This window comes from Blattabacterium cuenoti (assembly GCF_014251815.1).
Lineage (GTDB): Bacteria > Bacteroidota > Bacteroidia > Flavobacteriales > Blattabacteriaceae > Blattabacterium > Blattabacterium cuenoti_E.
On sequence record NZ_CP059202.1, the window covers coordinates 556,379 to 576,968 of the forward strand.

At 25.7% G+C, this 20,590-nt stretch carries 19 protein-coding genes; 7 read left to right on the plus strand and 12 right to left on the minus strand.

What is annotated here, in order from left to right:
* The first annotated feature begins 9 nt into the window (after window positions 1-9).
* Window positions 10-432 carry a type II 3-dehydroquinate dehydratase gene (gene aroQ / locus H0H54_RS02745; RefSeq protein WP_185863549.1) on the plus strand — a complete coding sequence of 141 codons (423 nt, stop codon included), beginning with the start codon at window positions 10-12 and terminating at the stop codon, window positions 430-432.
* On the opposite strand, the gene yihA is transcribed toward aroQ, so the two are convergent.
* From yihA to H0H54_RS02770, 5 genes are read right to left on the minus strand one after another with little or no spacing between them, the layout of a single operon-like run.
* Window positions 399-1,040, minus strand: a complete 642-nt coding sequence (gene yihA / locus H0H54_RS02750; protein WP_185863194.1) for a ribosome biogenesis GTP-binding protein YihA/YsxC — start codon at window positions 1,038-1,040, stop codon at window positions 399-401. The genes aroQ and yihA overlap by 34 nt on opposite strands.
* Complete coding sequence (locus H0H54_RS02755) at window positions 1,015-1,809, minus strand: alpha/beta fold hydrolase (RefSeq protein WP_185863195.1); 795 nt, start codon at window positions 1,807-1,809, stop codon at window positions 1,015-1,017. Before H0H54_RS02755 ends, yihA begins: the two co-directional genes overlap by 26 nt.
* Window positions 1,810-1,834: 25 nt before the next feature.
* The gene (locus H0H54_RS02760) at window positions 1,835-2,590 is read right to left on the minus strand and encodes a ribonuclease III family protein (protein WP_185863196.1); all 756 of its coding nucleotides are present in this window, start codon (window positions 2,588-2,590) and stop codon (window positions 1,835-1,837) included.
* Window positions 2,590-3,840: a beta-ketoacyl-ACP synthase II gene (fabF, locus tag H0H54_RS02765; protein ID WP_185863197.1), complete on the minus strand. Its 1,251-nt coding sequence runs from the start codon at window positions 3,838-3,840 to the stop codon at window positions 2,590-2,592. The genes H0H54_RS02760 and fabF overlap by 1 nt, the downstream gene beginning before the upstream one ends.
* A 23-nt stretch (window positions 3,841-3,863) precedes the next feature.
* On the minus strand, window positions 3,864-4,118 hold the full coding sequence (locus H0H54_RS02770; RefSeq protein ID WP_185863550.1) for an acyl carrier protein: 255 nt from the start codon (window positions 4,116-4,118) through the stop codon (window positions 3,864-3,866).
* A 91-nt stretch (window positions 4,119-4,209) separates the two neighbouring features.
* Between H0H54_RS02770 and H0H54_RS02775 the strand changes: the two genes are divergently transcribed.
* On the plus strand, window positions 4,210-5,787 hold the full coding sequence (locus tag H0H54_RS02775) for a phosphoenolpyruvate carboxykinase (ATP) (protein ID WP_185863198.1): 1,578 nt from the start codon (window positions 4,210-4,212) through the stop codon (window positions 5,785-5,787).
* A gap of 7 nt (window positions 5,788-5,794) precedes the next feature.
* Here H0H54_RS02775 and H0H54_RS02780 read toward each other — a convergent pair whose 3' ends face one another.
* Window positions 5,795-6,394: a riboflavin synthase gene (locus H0H54_RS02780; RefSeq protein ID WP_185863199.1), complete on the minus strand. Its 600-nt coding sequence runs from the start codon at window positions 6,392-6,394 to the stop codon at window positions 5,795-5,797.
* A 68-nt stretch (window positions 6,395-6,462) separates the two neighbouring features.
* On the opposite strand from H0H54_RS02780, the gene pdxA reads away from it, so the two are divergent.
* A complete protein-coding gene (gene pdxA, locus H0H54_RS02785; protein WP_185863200.1) occupies window positions 6,463-7,503 on the plus strand; it encodes a 4-hydroxythreonine-4-phosphate dehydrogenase PdxA in 1,041 nt (346 codons plus the stop codon).
* Here the strand turns inward: pdxA and H0H54_RS02790 are convergent.
* The gene (locus H0H54_RS02790) at window positions 7,498-7,728 is read right to left on the minus strand and encodes a F0F1 ATP synthase subunit epsilon (RefSeq protein ID WP_185863201.1); all 231 of its coding nucleotides are present in this window, start codon (window positions 7,726-7,728) and stop codon (window positions 7,498-7,500) included. The two genes, pdxA and H0H54_RS02790, sit on opposite strands and share 6 nt — an antisense overlap.
* A gap of 15 nt (window positions 7,729-7,743) precedes the next feature.
* The gene (atpD, locus tag H0H54_RS02795; protein WP_185863551.1) at window positions 7,744-9,258 is read right to left on the minus strand and encodes a F0F1 ATP synthase subunit beta; all 1,515 of its coding nucleotides are present in this window, start codon (window positions 9,256-9,258) and stop codon (window positions 7,744-7,746) included.
* 103 nt (window positions 9,259-9,361) lie between these two features.
* Between atpD and H0H54_RS02800 the strand changes: the two genes are divergently transcribed.
* Both H0H54_RS02800 and H0H54_RS02805 read left to right on the plus strand, forming a co-directional pair.
* Window positions 9,362-10,297 carry a bifunctional riboflavin kinase/FAD synthetase gene (locus H0H54_RS02800; RefSeq protein ID WP_185863202.1) on the plus strand — a complete coding sequence of 312 codons (936 nt, stop codon included), beginning with the start codon at window positions 9,362-9,364 and terminating at the stop codon, window positions 10,295-10,297.
* Window positions 10,278-12,923 (plus strand): PD-(D/E)XK nuclease family protein, encoded by a 2,646-nt coding sequence (locus tag H0H54_RS02805; protein WP_185863203.1) that lies wholly within the window; start codon window positions 10,278-10,280, stop codon window positions 12,921-12,923. Before H0H54_RS02800 ends, H0H54_RS02805 begins: the two co-directional genes overlap by 20 nt.
* Here H0H54_RS02805 and leuB read toward each other — a convergent pair.
* Genes leuB through H0H54_RS02825 form a run of 4 tightly spaced genes read right to left on the minus strand, consistent with a single transcriptional unit; the run spans window position 12,917 to window position 17,177 of the window.
* The gene (leuB, locus tag H0H54_RS02810; protein WP_185863205.1) at window positions 12,917-13,975 is read right to left on the minus strand and encodes a 3-isopropylmalate dehydrogenase; all 1,059 of its coding nucleotides are present in this window, start codon (window positions 13,973-13,975) and stop codon (window positions 12,917-12,919) included. The two genes, H0H54_RS02805 and leuB, sit on opposite strands and share 7 nt — an antisense overlap.
* 1 nt (window position 13,976) lies before the next feature.
* The gene (gene leuD / locus H0H54_RS02815) at window positions 13,977-14,576 is read right to left on the minus strand and encodes a 3-isopropylmalate dehydratase small subunit (RefSeq protein WP_185863206.1); all 600 of its coding nucleotides are present in this window, start codon (window positions 14,574-14,576) and stop codon (window positions 13,977-13,979) included.
* On the minus strand, window positions 14,551-15,951 hold the full coding sequence (leuC, locus tag H0H54_RS02820; RefSeq protein ID WP_185863207.1) for a 3-isopropylmalate dehydratase large subunit: 1,401 nt from the start codon (window positions 15,949-15,951) through the stop codon (window positions 14,551-14,553). Before leuC ends, leuD begins: the two co-directional genes overlap by 26 nt.
* A gap of 2 nt (window positions 15,952-15,953) precedes the next feature.
* Window positions 15,954-17,177 (minus strand): 2-isopropylmalate synthase, encoded by a 1,224-nt coding sequence (locus H0H54_RS02825; protein ID WP_185863209.1) that lies wholly within the window; start codon window positions 17,175-17,177, stop codon window positions 15,954-15,956.
* 140 nt (window positions 17,178-17,317) lie between these two features.
* On the opposite strand from H0H54_RS02825, the gene H0H54_RS02830 reads away from it, so the two are divergent.
* Both H0H54_RS02830 and tyrS read left to right on the plus strand, forming a co-directional pair.
* Complete coding sequence (locus H0H54_RS02830) at window positions 17,318-18,880, plus strand: hypothetical protein (RefSeq protein WP_185863211.1); 1,563 nt, start codon at window positions 17,318-17,320, stop codon at window positions 18,878-18,880.
* 428 nt (window positions 18,881-19,308) lie between these two features.
* Window positions 19,309-20,589, plus strand: a complete 1,281-nt coding sequence (gene tyrS, locus H0H54_RS02835; RefSeq protein ID WP_185863212.1) for a tyrosine--tRNA ligase — start codon at window positions 19,309-19,311, stop codon at window positions 20,587-20,589.
* Window position 20,590: the final 1 nt, after the last annotated feature.

The window sequence follows — 20,590 nt, forward strand, 5'->3', positions numbered from 1 at the left end:
AATATGAATATAAAAAAAATCATCATTATTAATGGTCCTAACCTAAATCTTTTAGGAATAAGGGATCCAGAATTATACGGAAATGAAAACTTTTTAGATTATCTAAAAAAACTAAAAAAAAAATTACCTACTAATATAGAAATTGCTTACTACCAAAGTAATAGTGAAGGAAAAATTATAGATATACTCCATTCTGTTGGATTCAAGTCTGATGGAATTATTCTGAACGCAGGAGCTTATACTCATACTTCTATAGGAATTTCTGATGCCATTAAATCTATTTCTTCTCCTGTTATAGAAGTTCATATCTCTAACATTTATTCTAGAGAATCTTTTAGAAAAAAATCATTTATATCTTCTGTTTGTAATGGTACAATTTTTGGTTTCGGATTAAAATCTTATGAATTAGGAATAATGAGTTTTCTTTTATAAGTATAAGGATGATAAAAATCGTTCAATTTTTTTATATGTTGAATTATATCGTTGATTCCATCTTCATTTTTTACGGACACTTTAAACCATATAGGGAGGAATGAAACAGACTTTTTTTTGATTTCTTTAATGTAGTAACAAATATTTTCATCTTTAATAAATCTATGATTTCTTAGTTTATCTATTTTTGTAAATACAATACAAAAACGGATTTTCGTGTTGTTTAATTTTTGTATAAAATTTAAATCTATTTTTTGTATAAATAATCTACAATCTATTAATAGAAATAAAAAAACAATATTTTTTTGATAAAAAATATAATCCGTAATTAATTTTTGCGTTTTTTGTTTCTCTTTTTTTACAGAAAAAAATCCATAACCTGGCAAATCTATTAGATACCATTTATGATTGATCAAAAAATAATTTATACATTGTGTTCTTCCAGGATAAGAAGAAACTTTAGCTATTTTTTTTTTAGTTATGCAATTTATTAAACTAGATTTTCCAACATTAGAACGTCCTACAAAAGCATATTCGGGAAAACTATGAATAAATGATTGATTGATATTTTTCAAACTTCTTTCAAATTTTACAGAAAAAATTTTCATGATTAAAATTAAATTTAGAAAGCCATTTTTCTAATATTTCTATGAATATTTTAGGATGTTCCATCATTGGAACGTGGCCACACTTATCTATCCAGTGTAATTCTGAATGAGGCAACAATCTATGAAATTCTCTTGCGATTTCTGGAGGAGTAATATGATCCTGTCTCCCCCAAATTAAACAAATAGGTTGTTGAATGACAGATAAATCTTTAGACATATTATACTTCATAGCACTTTTTGCTATATATAAAGTTTTAATTCCTTTTTTTTTATCATTTACAATATGAAAAACTTCATCTACTAATTCTTTGGTAGCCATGTTAGGATCAAAAAATACTTCTTGTGATTTTCTCCTAATGTATTCATAGTTTTCTCTTTTAGGAAAAGCATCTCCAAAAGCTTTTTCGAATAAACCTGAACTTCCTGTTAAAACGACAGAATGAACTAAATCCAGCCTTTTTTTTGCTATGATTAAAGCAATATGTCCTCCAAGAGAATTTCCTATTAAAGTAGCTCTTTGAATTCTTATTTTTATTAAAAATTGGATTACATATTTAGAGATACTATAAATATTAGTCAATAATAATGGCATCTTATAAAGAGGTAATGATGGAATAATAACTTGATAACCTTTTTTTGGAAAAAAATCTAAAAGAGCTTTGAAATTGCTTAATCCGCCCATTAATCCATGAAGTAAAATCAAAGGATGACCTTTTCCTTTTTTTATATGAGGAAACTTTTTTTTTTGATTCTCAATGAGATAAAGCATAATATCATACGATTTACTTGTTTTTTTATTTTATGTGAGTATTTTTTTTATATTTATCTTGAATGATAAAATAAGCTTCTTTCGCTGCCATTTCTTCTGATTTTTTTTTAGAAAAACCTCTTCCTTTAGTTTGAATTCCACATTCTGGTACTGTAAATTCAGATAAATAAATAATTTTGTTTTGATTTTTATCTTCTCTAAAAGTTTTAAAATTTATAAGAAATTTATTTTTTTGAGCCCATTCCATAATCCATACTTTATAGCTGAAAATTTCATTTTGCAATTTTTCGAAATTTACATGAGTATATAATATTCTTTTATGTACAAAATTTTCACATTTTCGATATCCTCTCTCCAAATAAATAAATCCTATTAAAGCTTCAAGTGTATTTCCCAGTATATTATTATCAGATATTATAGATTTATCGAAAAAAATATCTGCAATTGTTAATTTTTTCGAAATTTCATTTAAATTTCTTCTACATACTATTTGAGATCGTATTTGAGTTAATTCTCCTTCTTTTTTTTCAGGAAATTTCTCACATAAAAAATGTGATATAATAGAATTTAATACAGCATCTCCCAAAAATTCTAATCTTTGAAAATTAATAGAATAATTTTGATTAGAATTTCTCTTTTTTGCAGAAAAACTATATAGAAATACTTCCTTTAAAAATTCCGTGTTTTTTGGACGAAACCCTAATATTTTTATCAATATTCTAACTATTAAAGCAGAATAATCATTTTTTTTTTCAAAAAAATTACTATTTTCAGATAACATTATATTTTTTTAAATAAAATACAAACATTATGCCCTCCGAAACCAAAAGTGTTACATACACTAATTTTTACCTCTTTTTTTATCGCTTTGTTTGGAGTTAAATTAATTTTTGTATCTATATTTTTATCTATACGGAACAAATTTATAGTGGGAGGAATAATTCCTTTTTTTAAAGGAAGAATTGATGCAATTGCTTCTATTGCTCCAGCTGCCCCTAACAAATGCCCAGTCATAGATTTTGTTGAATTAATATTTATATTATATATATTTTCATGAAATACTTTTTGAATTGCTTTTATCTCTGCAAGATCTCCTAATTTAGTAGATGTTCCATGAGAATTAATATGATCTACATCTTTGCTTTTAATTCCCGCATCTTGAATCGCTGATTTCATAGCCAAAATAATTCCTTTTCCTTCTGGATGAGGAGCTGTAATATGGTAAGCATCTCCGGACATCCCTACTCCTACGATTTCAGCATATATATTAGCCCCTCTTTCTTTAGCGTGTTGATATTCTTCAAGAATAAGACATCCGGCCCCTTCTCCTAACACAAATCCATCTCTATTTTCATCAAAAGGTCGTGATGCGGTTTTATAATCTTCGTTTCTGGTAGATAATGCATGCAAAGCGTTAAATCCTCCTACTCCACTTTGTGTAATAGCGGCTTCAGATCCTCCAGTAACCATAATATCAGCCTTTCCTAAACATATTAGATGATAAGCATCTACAATAGCATTAGAAGATGAAGCACAAGCAGACACTGTAGCATAATTTGGGCCATGAAGACCATAATTCATAGAAATAAAACCAGCAGTTATATCTATAAGCATTTTTGGAATAAAAAATGGACTAAACCTAGGTGATTTTCCTCCATGTATATAATCTGAAATAGACTCTTCTAAATTTAGAAGACCTCCAATTCCAGATGACCAAACCACTCCGATTCTTTCTCTTTTTTCTTTTGAAAAATTGATTTTACTGTTTTTTATCGCTTCTTCTGAAGCGATAATCCCATATTGTGCACAAGGGTCTAATTTCCGTCTTTCTTTTTTATTAAAAAAAATACTAGGATCATAATTCTTTAACTCACAAGCAAATTTGGTTTTATATTTCTTGGTATCAAAAGAAGTAATGGGTGCACAACCATTTTTTCCTTTGACAAGAGAAATCCAATATTCATCAACAGTATTCCCTATAGGAGTAATAGAACCAATACCAGTAACTACTACTTTTTTTAATCCATCCATAGACTGTATAATATAAATCTATATTATCCTTTTTCTCCTCTTTCCATCAAAATACTTTCTATAGCCTGCACAGCTTCACCTACTGTTGTTATTTTTTCAGCTTTTTCATCCGAAATACTAATATTGAATTCTTTTTCAAACTCCATAATAAGTTCTACTATATCTAAGGAATCGGCTCCTAAATCATTTGTAAAACTAGCAGTAGGAGTAATATCGCTTTCTTCTACGTTTAGTTTTTCTATAATAAGAGCATTGACTTTGGATGCAATATCAGACATAGATTCATAATTTTTTTTATGATACAAAATTAGTAAACTTTTGTAAATCATATATAAATTTGCTTTATCATACATAAATAGTAGATGATATATGATCTCTTTTTCTCTAGAAAATTATGGAATTTTGAATTCTTCATACAATTGGCAATTGACCCCTTATGAATTGCAAAAAATCATTATTCAAAAAAAAATGGGAATCGAAACAAAATCAGGTGTTTTAGCTATAAATACAGGTTTTTTTACTGGAAGATCACCTAAAGATCGATTTATTGTAAAAGATAGTATTACAGAAAAAAAAGTTTGGTGGGATGGAAAATTTAACCAATCTTTTGATTCAAACAAATTTGATAAATTACATAAAAAGATGGTACAATATTTATCCGGAAAAACTTTATATATCCGAGATGGATATCTTTGTTCTGATAAACGTTATCAATTAAATGTTCGTTCTATTAGTGAATATCCATGGTCTGATCTATTTATTCATAATCTATTTTTTAGATTTTCAAAATTGGAAAGAATTTATCCAGATTGGTTGTTGTTATGTGCACCAGGATTTCAGGCGAACCCCATACAAGATGGAACACGAAATAAAAATTTTTCTATATTAAATTTTTCTAAAAAAATAATCCTAATTGGAGGATCAGGATATACAGGAGAAATTAAAAAATCTATATTTTCTGTTTTAAATTTTATACTCCCCATGTATAAAAATGTTTTTCCTATGCATTGTTCCGCCAATGTAGGAAAACATAAAAAAGATACAGCTCTATTTTTTGGTTTATCTGGAACAGGAAAAACTACTATTTCTAATGATGTTAATAGAAATTTGGTTGGAGATGATGAACATGGATGGACTTGTGATAACATTGTTTTCAATTTTGAAGGAGGATGTTATGCTAAAATATTGGGGATTTCTAAAAAAAATGAACCGATGATTTATCATGCAATAAAAAGAGGAGCCATGTTAGAAAATGTAATTTTTAAAAAAAAAACTAGAGAAGTAGATTTTTTTAATGATACTATTACTCAAAATATGAGAATAAGTTATCCAATTTATTTTATAAATAATATTGAACAAAAATTATTGTCTTCTAATATAAAAAATATTTTTTTTCTAACATATGATGCTTTTGGGGTATTTCCACCTATAGCTAAACTTAATAAAGCACAATCATCTTATTATTTTTTATTAGGGTATACATCTAAAGTTGCTGGAACTGAATTTAATATTCAAAAACCAAAAGCTACTTTTTCTTCTTGTTTTGGAGGGCCATTCATGCCTTTACCCCCCGTTCAATACACAAAAATGTTAATGAAAAAATTAGATGAGACCGAAATAAATGTTTGGATGATTAACACTGGATTGACATCGGAAGGGGCTGGACATCGTATGAAATTAGATGATACACGTAAAATTGTGCAAAATGTTTTAAATGGTTTTTTATCAGAGGTTCCTTACGAAAAATATCCTATTTTTAACTTTGAAATACCAAAATATTGTCCTGGTGTATCTTCTAATATATTAAATCCTAAAAATTCATGGAAAAACAAAGAAATGTATCAAAACCAAGTTCGTGTCCTTGCCAAAAAGTTTATTCAACATTTTGATATATATAGACAATATGCAGACAAAAATATTTCATCTGGAGAACCTGTCTTAGAATAAGATATATTTATATTTTTTTATATTTTTGTATGAATTTATTCATATATTTCCCTAATATATCAAATTCTATATTAACAATACCCCCGATCTCCATTTGATGGAGATTGGTTTTTTTATAAGTATAAGGAAGAACAGAAACGCTAAATGTGTATTGATTACATGTTATTATAGTTAGACTTATTCCATTAATAGCAATAGAACCTTTTTCTACAACTAGATCATCCAATTTTTTTTCAGATTTAAAAAAAAATAACCAACTTCCATTTCTATTTTCAATATCAGTAATCGTAGCAATTGTATCTATATGCCCTTGAACTATATGTCCATTTAACCTTTCATGTAACATAATTCCTCTTTCTAAATTCACTTCATCTTTAATTTTTAAAAAATTCAAATTAGTACATAACAAAGTCTCTTCGGAAGCTAGGACTGAATAAGTGTTTTTATTAACATCCATAATACTTAAACATATTCCATTATGACAAATACTTTGATTGATTTTAATATCATTATTTGAAAATGGATTATTGAAAGTCATACAAAGATTGTTTTTATCACGATTTAATTGATGTACTTTTACTGTGCATTCTATGATTCCAGTAAACATAATATAATTTAATATAATTTTTATTAAATTAATTAAATAAATATAAATATCATAAAAATGAAAAAAGTATGAATTATAGAAACAAAAAAATTAAAGTAGGATTTACCACTGGTGATATTAACGGAATAGGAATAGAGATTCTTTTGAAAGTATGTTGCAAAAAAAAACTTTTAGATTTTTTTACTCCGATATTGTTTGGATCTACAAAATTATGTTTTTATTATAAAAAAATTTTGAATATAGAAATCAACAATATACGAGAAATAAAAAATTTTAAAGAAGCTATTGATTATAAAATTAATGTATTTAATATATGGAAAGAAGATATTCAATTTGAATCTATAAAAATCAATGACCCTGAATCAGGAAAATACCCCCTTTCATCTTTGAAAAGAGCTGTAAAAGCTTTAAAAGAAGGAAAAATAGATGTACTTGTAACTGCTCCAGTTAATAAAAAACATATAAATTTTAAGAATTCTTCATTTTTCGGTCATACTGAATATCTACAAAATGTTTTAGAAGGTGAATCATTAATGTTAATGATTCATGATATTTTAAAAATTGCATTAGTCACTAATCATTTGCCATTAAAAAAGGTGAGCACAGAAATAAATATCAAAAAAATAATAAAATCAATTAAAATTTTACGTCAATCTCTAACCATTGATTTTTGTATAGAAAAACCCAAAATAGCAGTTTTGGGATGTAATCCACATTCGAGTGATAATGGGTTAATAGGAAATGAAGAAAAAACAAAAATTAAACCAGCTATTGATAGTTTATTTCAAGACCAAGGATGCTTAGTTTTTGGTCCCTATTCTTCCGATAGTTTTTTTGGAAATCAAAGTTATCGTAATTTTGATGCTGTTTTAGCTATGTATCATGATCAAGGACTAATCCCTTTTAAGACCTTAACTTTTAATCAAGGAGTAAATTTTACAGCTGGACTTTCTCATATCCGAACATCTCCTGATCATGGGGTCGCCTATGATATAGCTAAAAAAGGAATTGCCAATGAGAATTCATTTGAAGAAGCTATTTTTAATGCTATAAAAATATTCAAAAACAGACAAGAATATATAAAACTTAGTTCATCCAAACTATTATAAAATCACAACAATTATGTTTTTTTTTACTTGCAATAAACCTCCTTCTATTTTTATATCTTTTTTTTCCTTTTTTAATTCTAATTTTAAAAAACCACTTTTTAATATAGAAATAAATGGAGCATGATATTTTAATATTTGGAAATACCCCTGATAGCCAGGAGCTATAATAGAAATAATATCTCCTTGATACAAAATTTTATGAGAACCAATAATTTTTAATTTCATAAATAATTAATTTTTTTATAACATTTTCTTTCCACTTTCTATCACTTGTTCAATAGTTCCTTTCAAATTAAAAGCTGCTTCTGGAATGCCATCTAATTCCCCATCTATTATCATATTAAATCCTTTTATGGTATCTTCAATTTTTACAAATTCTCCTTCTATTCCCGTAAATTGTTTTGCCACATGAAACGGTTGAGATAAAAAACGTTGAACCCGTCTAGCTCTAGATACGATTAATCGATCTTCTTCACTTAATTCTTCTATCCCCAGAATAGCTATAATATCTTGTAAAGAATTATATTTTTGTAAAATTTCTTTCACTCTTTGTGCACAATTATAATGACTTTCATTTATTATGTCTGGAGATAATATACGCGAAGTAGAATCCAAAGGATCTACTGAAGGATAAATTCCCAAAGATGCTATTTTTCTGGAAAGCACAGTGGTTGCATCTAAATGCGAAAACGTAATAGCGGGAGCAGGATCTGTTAAATCATCTGCAGGAACATAAACTGCTTGTACGGAAGTGATAGATCCTGTTTTTGTAGAAGTAATTCTTTCCTGCATAGCCCCCATTTCAGAAGATAAAGTCGGTTGATATCCTACTGATGAAGGAATTCTTCCTAATAATGCTGAGACCTCAGATCCAGCTTGAGTAAAACGAAATATATTATCTATAAAAAATAATACATCCTGTCCTTTTTTTTCACCTTTTTCTCCTTCTAAATATTGATCTCTATAATATTCAGCTAATGTTAATCCAGACAAAGCCACTCTTGCTCTAGCTCCAGGAGGTTCATTCATCTGACCAAAAACAAAAACAGCTTTAGACTCTTTCAAAGATTCTTTATCCACCTTAGAAACATCCCAATATCCTTTTTTCATAGATTCCATAAAAGACTTTCCATAATTTATAATTCCAGATTCCAACATTTCTCTCAATAAATCGTTTCCTTCTCTAGATCTTTCTCCAACTCCTGCAAAAACAGATCTTCCTCCATGTCCTTTGGCCACATTATTAATTAATTCCTGTATCAATACAGTTTTTCCAACTCCTGCTCCCCCAAATAATCCAATTTTTCCTCCTTTAGGATAAGGTTCTATTAAATCTATAACTTTAATTCCTGTATATAATATTTCTGTATCAGTAGATAAATCTACAAATGCAGGAGCCTCCCTGTGTATTGGTTTCGTTTTATATCTATCGATATCTCCTAATCCATCTATACAATCTCCTAACACATTAAAAACTCTTCCATTAATAGATTTTCCTATAGGGATACAAATGGGGCGATCTAATGCATAAACTTCTTGCCCTCTTTGTAATCCATCTGTTACTTCCATAGATATACAACGAACATTATTGTCTCCGATATGTTGTTGAACTTCTAGTATAATTTTATTTTTCATAGACGAATATACTTCTAAAGCGTCATAAATTTTAGGAAGAAAAGACCCTTCTTTAAAAGAAACATCAATTACGGGTCCTATAATTTGAGTAATTATTCCTTTAAATTTTTTTTTATCCATCATGTCATCCCTTTTTTTTAAACATTTATACAATTATATTTGTAAATTACTATTTGCACTAAAATAGTAATAGTAAGTAAATGTAAGAGAAAAGATATAAATTTTGAAAATTTATTCATTAATTGATGAATTTTCTTCTTTGCATCCATGTGGATTTACACTTGGAATTTTTGACGGGGTTCATGTGGGTCATAAAAAAATTATCAGAAATTTAATTTTTAGATCGAAAAAAAAATATTGTTCAGTTCTGCTCACTTTTTATCCGCATCCAAAAAAAATATTGAGTTCTGATAAAAAATTTTATTATTTAAATACTCTTTCTGAAAGAATATATAACTTAAAAAAAACAGGAATAGAACACTTAATTATTCATCCTTTTACTTTAGATTTTTCAAAACTAAAAACTAAAGATTTTTTAGAAAAAATTTTACATCCTAAACACAAAATTAAACAAATCATCACTGGATACGATTCTTATATCGGAAAAAACAGAGATAATTTTTACGAAAAATTAAAAAAACTGTCTCATAGAATCGAAGTTTATCAAGTAAGTCCTTACAAATTGAGGAATAAAATAGTGAGTTCTACTAATATACGTGAATCTCTTTTATCAGGAAATTTGCAATGGGCGAACCAAGCTTTGGGGTATTTTTATACATTATCTGGTAATGTAATAAAAGGAAAAGGAATAGGAAAAATGATTAATTTCCCCACTGCAAATCTACAAATAGATTCAGAAAAATTAATTCCTAAAAAAGGAGTTTATGCTGTAAAAATTAATTATTTAAATAACATATATCTAGGAATGTTAAATATAGGAATTAATCCTACTATAGAAAAAGAAAATAAAAAAATAAAAATAGAAGTGCATATATTCGATTTTTTTGAAAATATATATGGAAGAAAAATAGATATTTTAATGATTCGTATAATACGTGAAGAAAAGAAATTCGATTCAATTCAGGAGTTAAAAAAACAAATATGCATGGATAAAATAAATATCCAAAAATTTTTTTATTGTGAAAAAAAGAATAGATAAAATCATTAAGTATATCTTAAAAGATTTTAATCATAAAATTATTTTCTTATCAAAATCTTACACTGTTATAGAATATATTAAAAATAAATACGGTTCAAAATTTGATTCAAAAACTAAATTTTTCACAATAAAAAAATTTTTGGAAAATATTTCAGGATTAAAGATTTTAGATGATTATTCAACATTACTTTACTTTTTTTCTCTTTTAAAAAAAGATGATTTTATAGAAAAAAAATTTCATGATTTTTTTAATTGGGGGCCAAAAATATTAAATGATTTTCATAACATAGATTTTAATCTGATTAATGTTGAACATTTTTTTTCTTATATTATTTCTACAGAAAAAATAAATAAATGGAATCTTGATCTTTTAGAAAAAAAATTTTTGTTTTGGGAAAAAATTCATGAATATTATTATATTTTACAATCACAACTATTTAGAAAAGGAATTGCTTATTATGGAATGCTTTTTAAAGCAGCAATTTATCGTTTAGATTTTTTTTTGGATGAGATAAAAGATACAAAAATTATACTGTTTCTTGTTGATGATTCCACATTTAATGAATGTGAAAAAATCTTTACTAAAAAAATTAGTCAACAAGGACTAGTTTATAATTTATGTGAAAAAAATATTTTAAAATCAAAGTATTTTAAAAAAAATTTGAATTCAAAAGTCAATCTACAATATAAATATAATTGTTTAAAAATAATTGGTGTTTCAAGAGAAATAGAACAAGTAAAAACAGTAGAGAATATTATATACAAATTGATAAAAAAAAAAGAGAAAAAACCTAATAAAATACTTATAATACCAGGAGATAATCATTTGACTATTCCATTAGTACATTCTATAAAAACAAAATTAGGAATTAATATGTCTTTCAATATTAATTATCCATTAAATGATCTCCCTATTCATTATACCTTTTATTCTATATTTCAACTACTGTTAAAAAAAAATAAATTCAAAAAATTTACCAAAAAAGATGTTGTAACAGTATTATCCAATGGATATATTCAAAAATTTTTTCTAAAAAAAAATTCAATACTAAAAAAATTGAATATAGAAAATGATTCTGATTTTGTTTGTGAAAGTATAATAAAAAGATATTTATATAAAAATGATTTGTGGGTTATTTTTCAAATTCCAACTAATAATATAAAAATGATCCTTATAAGTCTTATTGGCTTTATTAGAAAATTTATAAAATTGTTGATTACAAACATTAGGAGACATTTTTTAGAATTAAAATTCATTTTTAAACTTGAAATTTATATACAAAAACTAAGAATAATAGCCAGAAAAAATAAAAATTTTTCTATAGGAATTAATGATGTCTTTCATATGTATGAACAGTTTATTTATACAGAAAACATACGATATGTACATAAAAATAAAAGAGGTTTATATATAACAGGTTTCAAAGATATTTTTTTAGAAAATTTTGATATTGTGATCATTACATCTTTTAATGAAGGAGTCATTCCTCCGAATCATGATAATAAGTCTTTCATTCCTTTTGATATATATTATAAAAAATTACAAATCAATAATTTCAATGAAAATTTTTATTTTCATCATTTTACAAGAATTATTCAATTTTCAAAACAAACATATTTAATATATAAAAATCAACCAGATGAAATTAATTCTGGGGAAAAAAGTCGTTTTATTCACAGAATGGAGATAGATTCTAAAATAAATACAGAAAAAAAAAATAAACTTTTTCGGCCTATTTTTCCTGTAAGGACAGAAAAACAGTCTATTGTAATTTATAAAACAAAATCTATAATTTATTGTTTACATGAGTTAATCCACAAAGGATTATCTCCATCTTCTATTCATCTGTACAATTATAATCCCCTTTTATTCTATTATAAAAAAATACTTAAGTTAAATGATCCAGAAAAGACGTCTTACAAAAAAAAAGCAGGACAAATTATACATAAAATATTAAAAATTTTATATGATCCCATAAAAGAAAATTGGATAACTATTGATTATATCCATAAAATGAAAGTAGATTATGAATCTATTATAAAAAAAGTTCTTTTGAAAAGAGAAGAAATTATTGAAGGACATAATATGTTTTTATATTATATCATAAAAAATTATATAAAAAATTTTATTTCATGGGATGAAAAAATTATTAAAAACGGACATAAAATTTTTTTAAAAGAAATAGAATGTGAAGCATATGCAATATTAAATATCGGATCAAAAAAAGTAAATTTGCATGGAATTATAGATCGTATAGATGAATATGATGGAACAATTCGTATTCTTGATTATAAAATAGGGGTTTCAAAAATTAAAGAAATTAATATTTCTTCTAAAAATATTGAAAATATTTTTTGTGATACAAATTATGCAAAAATTATGCAGTTGCTTATTTATGTTTATTTGTGGTTTAAATCTTCTATATCTAAAGGAAATAATAAAAAATCTATTATTATAGGAATTGTTTCTCCTGAAGAGGGTGGAAACATATTACAAGTTCCTATAAATATTCAAAAAAGAAACATAACATATGCAGATTATGAAATAAACGTACTCCCATTTCTTATTAAGAGAATTTCTGATATTCTAGATCCTAATATCCCAATTATAGAAAAAATTTATTGATTTATAATATATTTTTCTATATAATCACCCACTTCTTCAGTAGTAGAAGATAATTTTGAATCAATAATATCTGGTGTACATATTTTTTCTTCAATAGAATTTTGAACAGCTTTTTCTAAAAGATTTTTTTCTTGATGCATTCCAAAATATTCTAACATCATAGAACCTGAAAGAATACATCCCAAAGGGTTTGCGATATTTTTTCCTTTTGCTTGAGGATAAGACCCATGAATAGGTTCAAACATGGATTTATCATCTCCTATAGAAGCTGAAGGTAATAGACCCAAAGAACTTGTTAAAACGCTAGATTCATCTGAAAGAATATCTCCAAACATATTGTCTGTTAAAATGATATCAAATTTATTTGGATTCATAATAATTTGTATAGATGCATTATCTACATATAAAAAATCCAGATCCACATCTGGATAATCTAAGGATATTCTTTTAATAACCTCTCTCCATAATCTAGAAGTTTCTAATACATTAGCTTTATCCACTAATGTTACTTTCTTCTTACGAAGAAAAGCAGCTTTAAAAGCCATATCCCCAATTCTTTCAATTTCCGCTTTAGAATAAATACAATAATCATAAGCTTCCTCTCCATTTTTACGACGTCCTTTTTCTCCAAAATAAATTCCACCTGTTAGTTCACGATATATAATAAAATCAATTTTCTTTAAAAATTCCTTTTTTATAGGAGATTTATCTAATTTAGGAAAGACTACTATAGGACGAATATTACAATATAAATTCATCTTTTTTCTTAGCTTTAATAATCCGTCTTCAGGTCTCATACCTATTGTGTTATGATCGTATTTTGTATCTCCTACGCAACCAAATAAAACAGCATCTGATTTTAGACAAATATCTATAGTTTCTTCTGGCATAGGAGACCCCAATTTTTCTATAGCTTTAGATCCAGCTAAAACATTTTTATAATGAAAATTATGACCATATTTTATAGCTATGGAATTTAAAGCTTTTATAGTTTGCCTCATAACTTCAGGTCCTACTCCATCTCCTTCTATTACAGAAATATTTTTTATCATATTATATTATAAATATTTTTCTATTTTTTTCAAAATTTTCTATATCATCTTTTATAGAAATCAAAAAATCTATATCATCATAGCCATTAATAAAACAATTTTTTTTATATGGATGTATATGAAATATATAAAACTCTCCTGTTTCTATAATTGTAACTTTTTGATTAATTAAGTTTATTTTCACTTGGATATTCGGGTTTTTTTCAACTGCATTAAATAATTTTTTTAAAAAAAATTCAGATACTTCTACAGTTAATAATCCATTATTTAATGCATTTTCTTTAAAAATATCAGCAAAAAAACTAGATATTATCACTCTAAATCCATAATAAAAAAGAGCCCATGCAGCATGCTCCCGACTGGATCCACAACCAAAATTTCTTCCTGATAAAAGAATTTTTCCATGAAAATTAGGGTTATTTAATATAAAATTTTTATTTAAGGACCCATCTTTTTTATAACGCCAATCCATAAAAAGATTTTTTCCACATGTTTCACGTTTAATCTCTTTTAAAAAACGAGCGGGGATAATTTGATCTGTATCTATATCCTCTATAGACAACGGAACAACTTGACTAACTAACGTTGTAAATTTTTTCATGAATATATTTATTAATATCTACGATTTTCCCTTCAATAGCTACAATGGCTGCAGTTAAAGGACTAGCAAGTAAAGTTCTAGATCCTGGGCCCTGTCTCCCTTCAAAATTTCTATTAGATGTAGAAATACAATATTCACCTGCAGGGATTTTATCTTCATTCATACCTAAACAAGCAGAACACCCTGGTTGACGAAAATCAAATCCAGAATCTTTAAAAATCTTATCTAATCCTTCTTTTATCACTTGTTTTACTACTTGATTTGATCCAGGTACTATCATCGCTCGTACATGAGTTGCTTTTTTTTTTCCTTTTATTATAGAAGCTACTAATCTTAAATCTTCTATTCTAGAATTTGTACAACTTCCTATAAAAATATAATTAATTGTTTTTCCTATCAAAGATTCACCTAATAAGAATCCCATGTATTCCAAGGATTTATGATCTACATTTAATTTTGGTATTTTATCAGATATTTTTATTGACATACCAGGGGTAGTTCCATATGTTATCATAGGTTCAATGTTTTCAGCGTTGAATATATATTCTTTGTCAAATGTTGTATTGTCATCTGTTTTTAAGGACTTCCAATATTCTATGGTTTCTTTTTCTTTTTGTCTGAATTTTTGAAATCCCTTACATTTTTTTACGTAATCGAAAGTAATTTGATCCGGAGCTATTAATCCTCCTTTTGCCCCCATTTCAATACTCATATTGCAAATTGTCATTCTACCTTCCATACTCATTTTATCAATAATAGACCCTGTATATTCTACAAAATATCCAACTCCAGCATCCACACCTAATTTTGATATAATATATAAAATCACATCTTTTGGAGTAACTCCTTTTTTAAGATTTCCATTTAATTGTATTTTCATTTGTTTAGGCTTGGATAATAATAAACATTGACTGGCCATTACCATAGTGATTTGGCTGGTACCAATTCCAAAGGCAATACATCCAAAAGCCCCATGAGTAGAAGTATGACTATCTCCACAAACTATTGTCATACCAGGTAAAGTATAACCTAATTCAGGCCCAATCACATGAACAATTCCATTATTTTTATCTCCTAATCCATATAATATAATTCCAAATTTTTTACAATTATCTGTTAATAAGTTGATTTGATTTCTAGATAAATAATCTGAAATAGGTAAATGTTGATTGATGGTAGGGACGTTATGATCTGCTGTCGCTATAATTTGATTTGGTCTAAAAATAGATAAGTTCCTTCTTTTCAACTCTATAAAAGATTGAGGACTTGTTACTTCATGTATGTAATGTCTATCTATATAAAAAACGTATATTTCATTTTTTAATTTTTTAACAATATGCAAATCCCAAATTTTATCAAATAATGATTTTGACATTTTTATAAAACATTTATTCTTCTACTGTTACCATTTGCATTAGTATGCAAAACTTGATTCGTTTTTCCATTATTTAAATTAGCTTTTTCTAATATTGCTTTTAATTCTATATCAGTAATCTCTTTTTTTTCATCTGCATATTGTAAGAAAATAGAATAAACTAAATCTAAAGAATTTTTATTTAGAAAGTATCCCAATTTTTTATAACGATAAGCTATAGCTGCTCTTCCACTTCTAGCTGTAAGAATTATTGAAGATTTATTAATTCCAACATCTTCTGGATTAATACTTTCATAAGTTTCTCTTTTTTTAAGAACTCCATCTTGATGAATTCCAGAAGAATGAGAAAAAGCATTAATTCCTACTATAGCTTTATTAGCTTGTACTTTCATTCCCATACATTCTGATACTAAATTACTTGTAGAATAAATTAATTTTGTATTAATATTAGTAAATAAATTTAAATGAGAATTTTGTTTAATAATCATAACAATTTCTTCTAAAGAAGTATTCCCAGCTCTTTCCCCAATACCATTAATAGTACATTCTATTTGTTCTGCTCCATTCATAATACCAGACAATGAATTGGCTGTAGCTAATCCTAAATCATTATGACAGTGAGTAGATAATATAACTTTATGAATCCCTTTCACATTTTCTTTTAAAAAACGAATTTTATTTCCATATTCTTCCGGTAAACAATATCCTGTTGTATCAGGTATATTAATAACGGTTGCTCCATTTTTGATCACATTTTCGCAAACTTTGGCTAAAAATTCATTTTCTGTTCGCCCTGCATCTTCAGCATAAAATTCTACATCTTCTACAAATCTTTTTGCATATTTTACCGCATATATAGCTCTTTCTATGATTTTTTCTGGAGTACTATTAAATTTATAACGAATATGGCAATTTGAAGTTCCTATTCCGGTGTGAATTCTAGGCCTTTTTGCGTATTTTAATGCTAGACCTGCTATTTCTATATCCTTTTCTACAGCTCTAGATAAAGCACAAACTATTGTCTGCGATACTGATTTACAAATTTCTTGAACAGATAGATAATCTACTGGGCTTGAGATAGGAAATCCAGCTTCTATCACATCTACCCCTAAAAGCTCGAGTTTATTAGCTATTATTACTTTTTCTTTTGTATTCAGTTGACATCCTGGAACTTGTTCTCCATCTCGTAAAGTTGTATCAAAAATTTGTATTCTATTTTTTTCCATATCATTGGATTATTTTAATCAAAACTATTTTTTCAAAAAATAAAATGGAAATAAATTATTATAATACTTACAATATCTAATTATTAAAATTATATTCTATTTATCTATAAATCATATTAAATATTATTATAAATATTACAATGTCTAATTACAATAATAATAAGTCAGATCATCTTTTATTATTAATTCAAACTTTATCAAAATCAGAAAAAAGAAATTTTAAACTTTATGCGAATCGTATAAGAAAAAATAAATCCGCTAAGTTTATGAAACTGTTCGAAATTATGAGAAAAATGAATTTTTATAATGAACAAAAGATATTAAAAGACACTTCTATAAAAAAAGAGCAATTATCTAATGTGAAAGCTCATTTATATAAACAAATTTTAACTAGTCTTAAAAAATTACAGCATACTATAGAAAACTATGACATCCAAATACGTGAATATTTGGATTTTTCTAAAGTTTTATACAATAAAGGTTTATATATACAAAGCTTAAAATTATTAGGAAAAGCAAAAATTATCGCTAGATCTTGTGAATCCAATACCATTCTTCTAGAATTGGTTGAATTCGAAAAAATGATAGAATCTCAACATATAACTAGAAGTCTTTATTCTAGATCTGGAGAATTATCCGAAGAATCAAAAGAATTAATAGAGAGAATTCAATGTAAAAATGCGTTATCTAGTCTTTCTTTAGAATTGTATGGCTTATATCTAAAGGTGGGATATGTAAGAAACAAAAAAGATAAAATATTTATAGAAACATATTTTCGTACAAATCTTCCAAAATTTGATATTGATAAACTTAGTTTTTACGAAAAGTTATTTTTATTCCAATCTCAAGTATGGTATCATTACATTCAGCAAGATTTTATAATGTGCTATAGATCATCTTATAAATGGATTGAATTGTTTCAAAACTATACAAAATCAAAAAAAATAGCTCCTATAAGTTATTTAAAAGGATATCATTATTTGCTAGATACTTTATTCTATTTGAATCATTATTCAAAATTTATTCATGTATTTAAACAATTTGAAAAAGAAGTGAAAAATGGAGAAATACCTATAAATGAAAATACTAAAATATTAATTTTTATGTATACATATACTAACCGTATCAACAAACATTATATGGAAGGAAGTTTTTCGGAAGGAGTGAAAGAAATAATTCCGTCATTATTTGTAGAATTTAACAAAATTTTCAATCGTTTGGATTCTCATTATATTATGATTCTTTATTATAAAATTGCTTGTTTATATTTTGGTAGTGGAGATAATAAAAATACTATTCTGTATTTGTCAAAAATTATGGAAAATAAAAGAAAAAATTTACGTCAAGATTTACAATGTTTTGCAAGACTTTTACATTTAATTGCATGTTATGAAAGTGGATTAGATGAAAACATGGATCAAAAAATTCAATCTACATATAAATTCTTTATCAAAATGGATGATTGGTATATTGTACAAAAAAAAATTATTTTTTTTTTCAAAAATTTGGGAAATGTATATCCACATCAAATTAGAAATCAATTCAAAAAATTAAGAGACGAATTAGTGAAATATTATAATCATCCTTATGAAAAAAGAACTTTTTTATACTTAGACATTATTTCTTGGTTAAATTCAAAAATAGAAAATAAATCTGTGGAATTAATTATAAAGGAAAAATTTATAAAAAATAACCTAAAATAATAATAATTGAATAAAATTATTTAATTCAACAAAAATATGACTCTAAAAAAAAGAATCATAAAATATGAAAAAATAAAATGAATAAATGCCTTTAATAATAAAGATAAATTTGCAAGATCATAACAGTAAATGATGGAATAAAAAAAGACGAAAATACTGAAAAATAATTTCATTGCATTACATAATATATAAATATATGTAGTGTATTTATATTTCTTTGTTACACACAAATAAAATATAAAAAACAAACTGTTTACAGGCAATAAAAAGGCATATGTTTTGCATACAAAAGGAAAATCTTTTTTAAAAAATACAACGCTAAAAATAATGTGAATTAAACCAAAAAAAAAGGTGAACAAATTGTATACCACGATTTTTTTTATCATAATCGCATAATAATTTTGTTTAAAATTACTATTATTTTTACTATGGTAAATACCAATATTATTGATGAACTCTCATGGAGAGGTTTAATTAAAAACAAAGTCCCCGGGATAGAAGATATTTTAAAAAAACCTACTACCATGTATATAGGTTTTGATCCTACATCTGATTCTTTACATATAGGAAGTCTTTTACCTATTATTATGTTAATTCATTTTCAAAAAAAGGGACATAAATCTTTAGCATTAATTGGTGGAGCTACAGGATTCATAGGAGATCCTTCAGAAAGAAAAAATAAAAGACCTTTTTTAGAAAAAGAAATATTACAAAAAAATACGGAATCTATAAAAAATCAAATCTCAAAACTTTTAAAGTTTTTTTCTATAAAAATAGAATTACTAAATAATTTAGATTGGATTCAAAATATTTATTTTATAGATTTTATCCGTGAAATAGGAAAATATTTTTCTATAAATCACATGATATCTAAAGATTCTGTAAAAAATAGAATTAATAGTAAAGAAAATGGAATATCCTTTACTGAATTTTCTTATTCTCTTATACAAGGATATGATTTTTTGTACTTAAATCAAATCAGTAATTGTAAATTACAAGTGGGAGGATCTGATCAATGGGGGAATATTACGACAGGTATAGAATTGATTCGAAAAAAAGTAGGAAGAAAAGCCTATGGAATTACTTTTCCTTTAATAGTAAGACCTAATGGAATTAAATTCGGTAAAAGTGACAAAGGAGAAAATATATGGTTGGATGAAAAAAAAACATCTCCGTACAAATTTTATCAATTTTGGATGAATATTTCTGATTTTGAAATTGAAAAATATATAAAAATATATACTTTCTTATCCCAAGAAAAAATTGATGATTTAATTCATGAGCACAGAAAATATCCAAATAAAAGATTATTGCAAAAAAAACTAGCGAATAAAATCACTGAATGGGTTCATGGAAATAAAATTTCCAAAAAAGTTACAGAAATTACAAATATTTTATTTGATAAAAAAAATGAACCTTTTCAATTACTAGACGATGAAATTTTCATTTCCATATATAATCATATCCCACATATGCTTATATCTTATGAAGAATTTGAAAAAGGAATTTTTTTATTAGATCTTTTAAAAAAAACAGGTTTTTTTTCTTCTAAAAGTGAAGCTACCCGTGCTTTAAAAGCAAATTCCATACGATTAAATAAAATTATAGCAAAAGAAAATATTATAATTAAAAGAGAAAACATAATAGGAAAAAAGTACATTTTATTCCAATTTGGAAAAAAAGAGTTTTTTATTATAAAGGTTGAATGAA

Excerpts from the sequence above, each read along its gene's own strand:
- yihA (WP_185863194.1), bottom strand. The coding sequence starts at position 1,040 with ATGAAAATTTTTTCTGTAAAATTTGAAAGAAGTTTGAAAAATATCAAT.
- H0H54_RS02755 (WP_185863195.1), bottom strand. The coding sequence starts at position 1,809 with ATGCTTTATCTCATTGAGAATCAAAAAAAAAAGTTTCCTCATATAAAA.
- H0H54_RS02760 (WP_185863196.1), bottom strand. The coding sequence starts at position 2,590 with ATGTTATCTGAAAATAGTAATTTTTTTGAAAAAAAAAATGATTATTCT.
- fabF (WP_185863197.1), bottom strand. The coding sequence starts at position 3,840 with ATGGATGGATTAAAAAAAGTAGTAGTTACTGGTATTGGTTCTATTACT.
- H0H54_RS02770 (WP_185863550.1), bottom strand. The coding sequence starts at position 4,118 with ATGTCTGATATTGCATCCAAAGTCAATGCTCTTATTATAGAAAAACTA.
- H0H54_RS02775 (WP_185863198.1), top strand. The coding sequence starts at position 4,210 with ATGATCTCTTTTTCTCTAGAAAATTATGGAATTTTGAATTCTTCATAC.
- H0H54_RS02780 (WP_185863199.1), bottom strand. The coding sequence starts at position 6,394 with ATGTTTACTGGAATCATAGAATGCACAGTAAAAGTACATCAATTAAAT.
- pdxA (WP_185863200.1), top strand. The coding sequence starts at position 6,463 with ATGAATTATAGAAACAAAAAAATTAAAGTAGGATTTACCACTGGTGAT.
- H0H54_RS02790 (WP_185863201.1), bottom strand. The coding sequence starts at position 7,728 with ATGAAATTAAAAATTATTGGTTCTCATAAAATTTTGTATCAAGGAGAT.
- atpD (WP_185863551.1), bottom strand. The coding sequence starts at position 9,258 with ATGGATAAAAAAAAATTTAAAGGAATAATTACTCAAATTATAGGACCC.
- leuB (WP_185863205.1), bottom strand. The coding sequence starts at position 13,975 with ATGATAAAAAATATTTCTGTAATAGAAGGAGATGGAGTAGGACCTGAA.
- leuD (WP_185863206.1), bottom strand. The coding sequence starts at position 14,576 with ATGAAAAAATTTACAACGTTAGTTAGTCAAGTTGTTCCGTTGTCTATA.
- leuC (WP_185863207.1), bottom strand. The coding sequence starts at position 15,951 with ATGTCAAAATCATTATTTGATAAAATTTGGGATTTGCATATTGTTAAA.
- H0H54_RS02825 (WP_185863209.1), bottom strand. The coding sequence starts at position 17,177 with ATGGAAAAAAATAGAATACAAATTTTTGATACAACTTTACGAGATGGA.
- H0H54_RS02830 (WP_185863211.1), top strand. The coding sequence starts at position 17,318 with ATGTCTAATTACAATAATAATAAGTCAGATCATCTTTTATTATTAATT.
- tyrS (WP_185863212.1), top strand. The coding sequence starts at position 19,309 with ATGGTAAATACCAATATTATTGATGAACTCTCATGGAGAGGTTTAATT.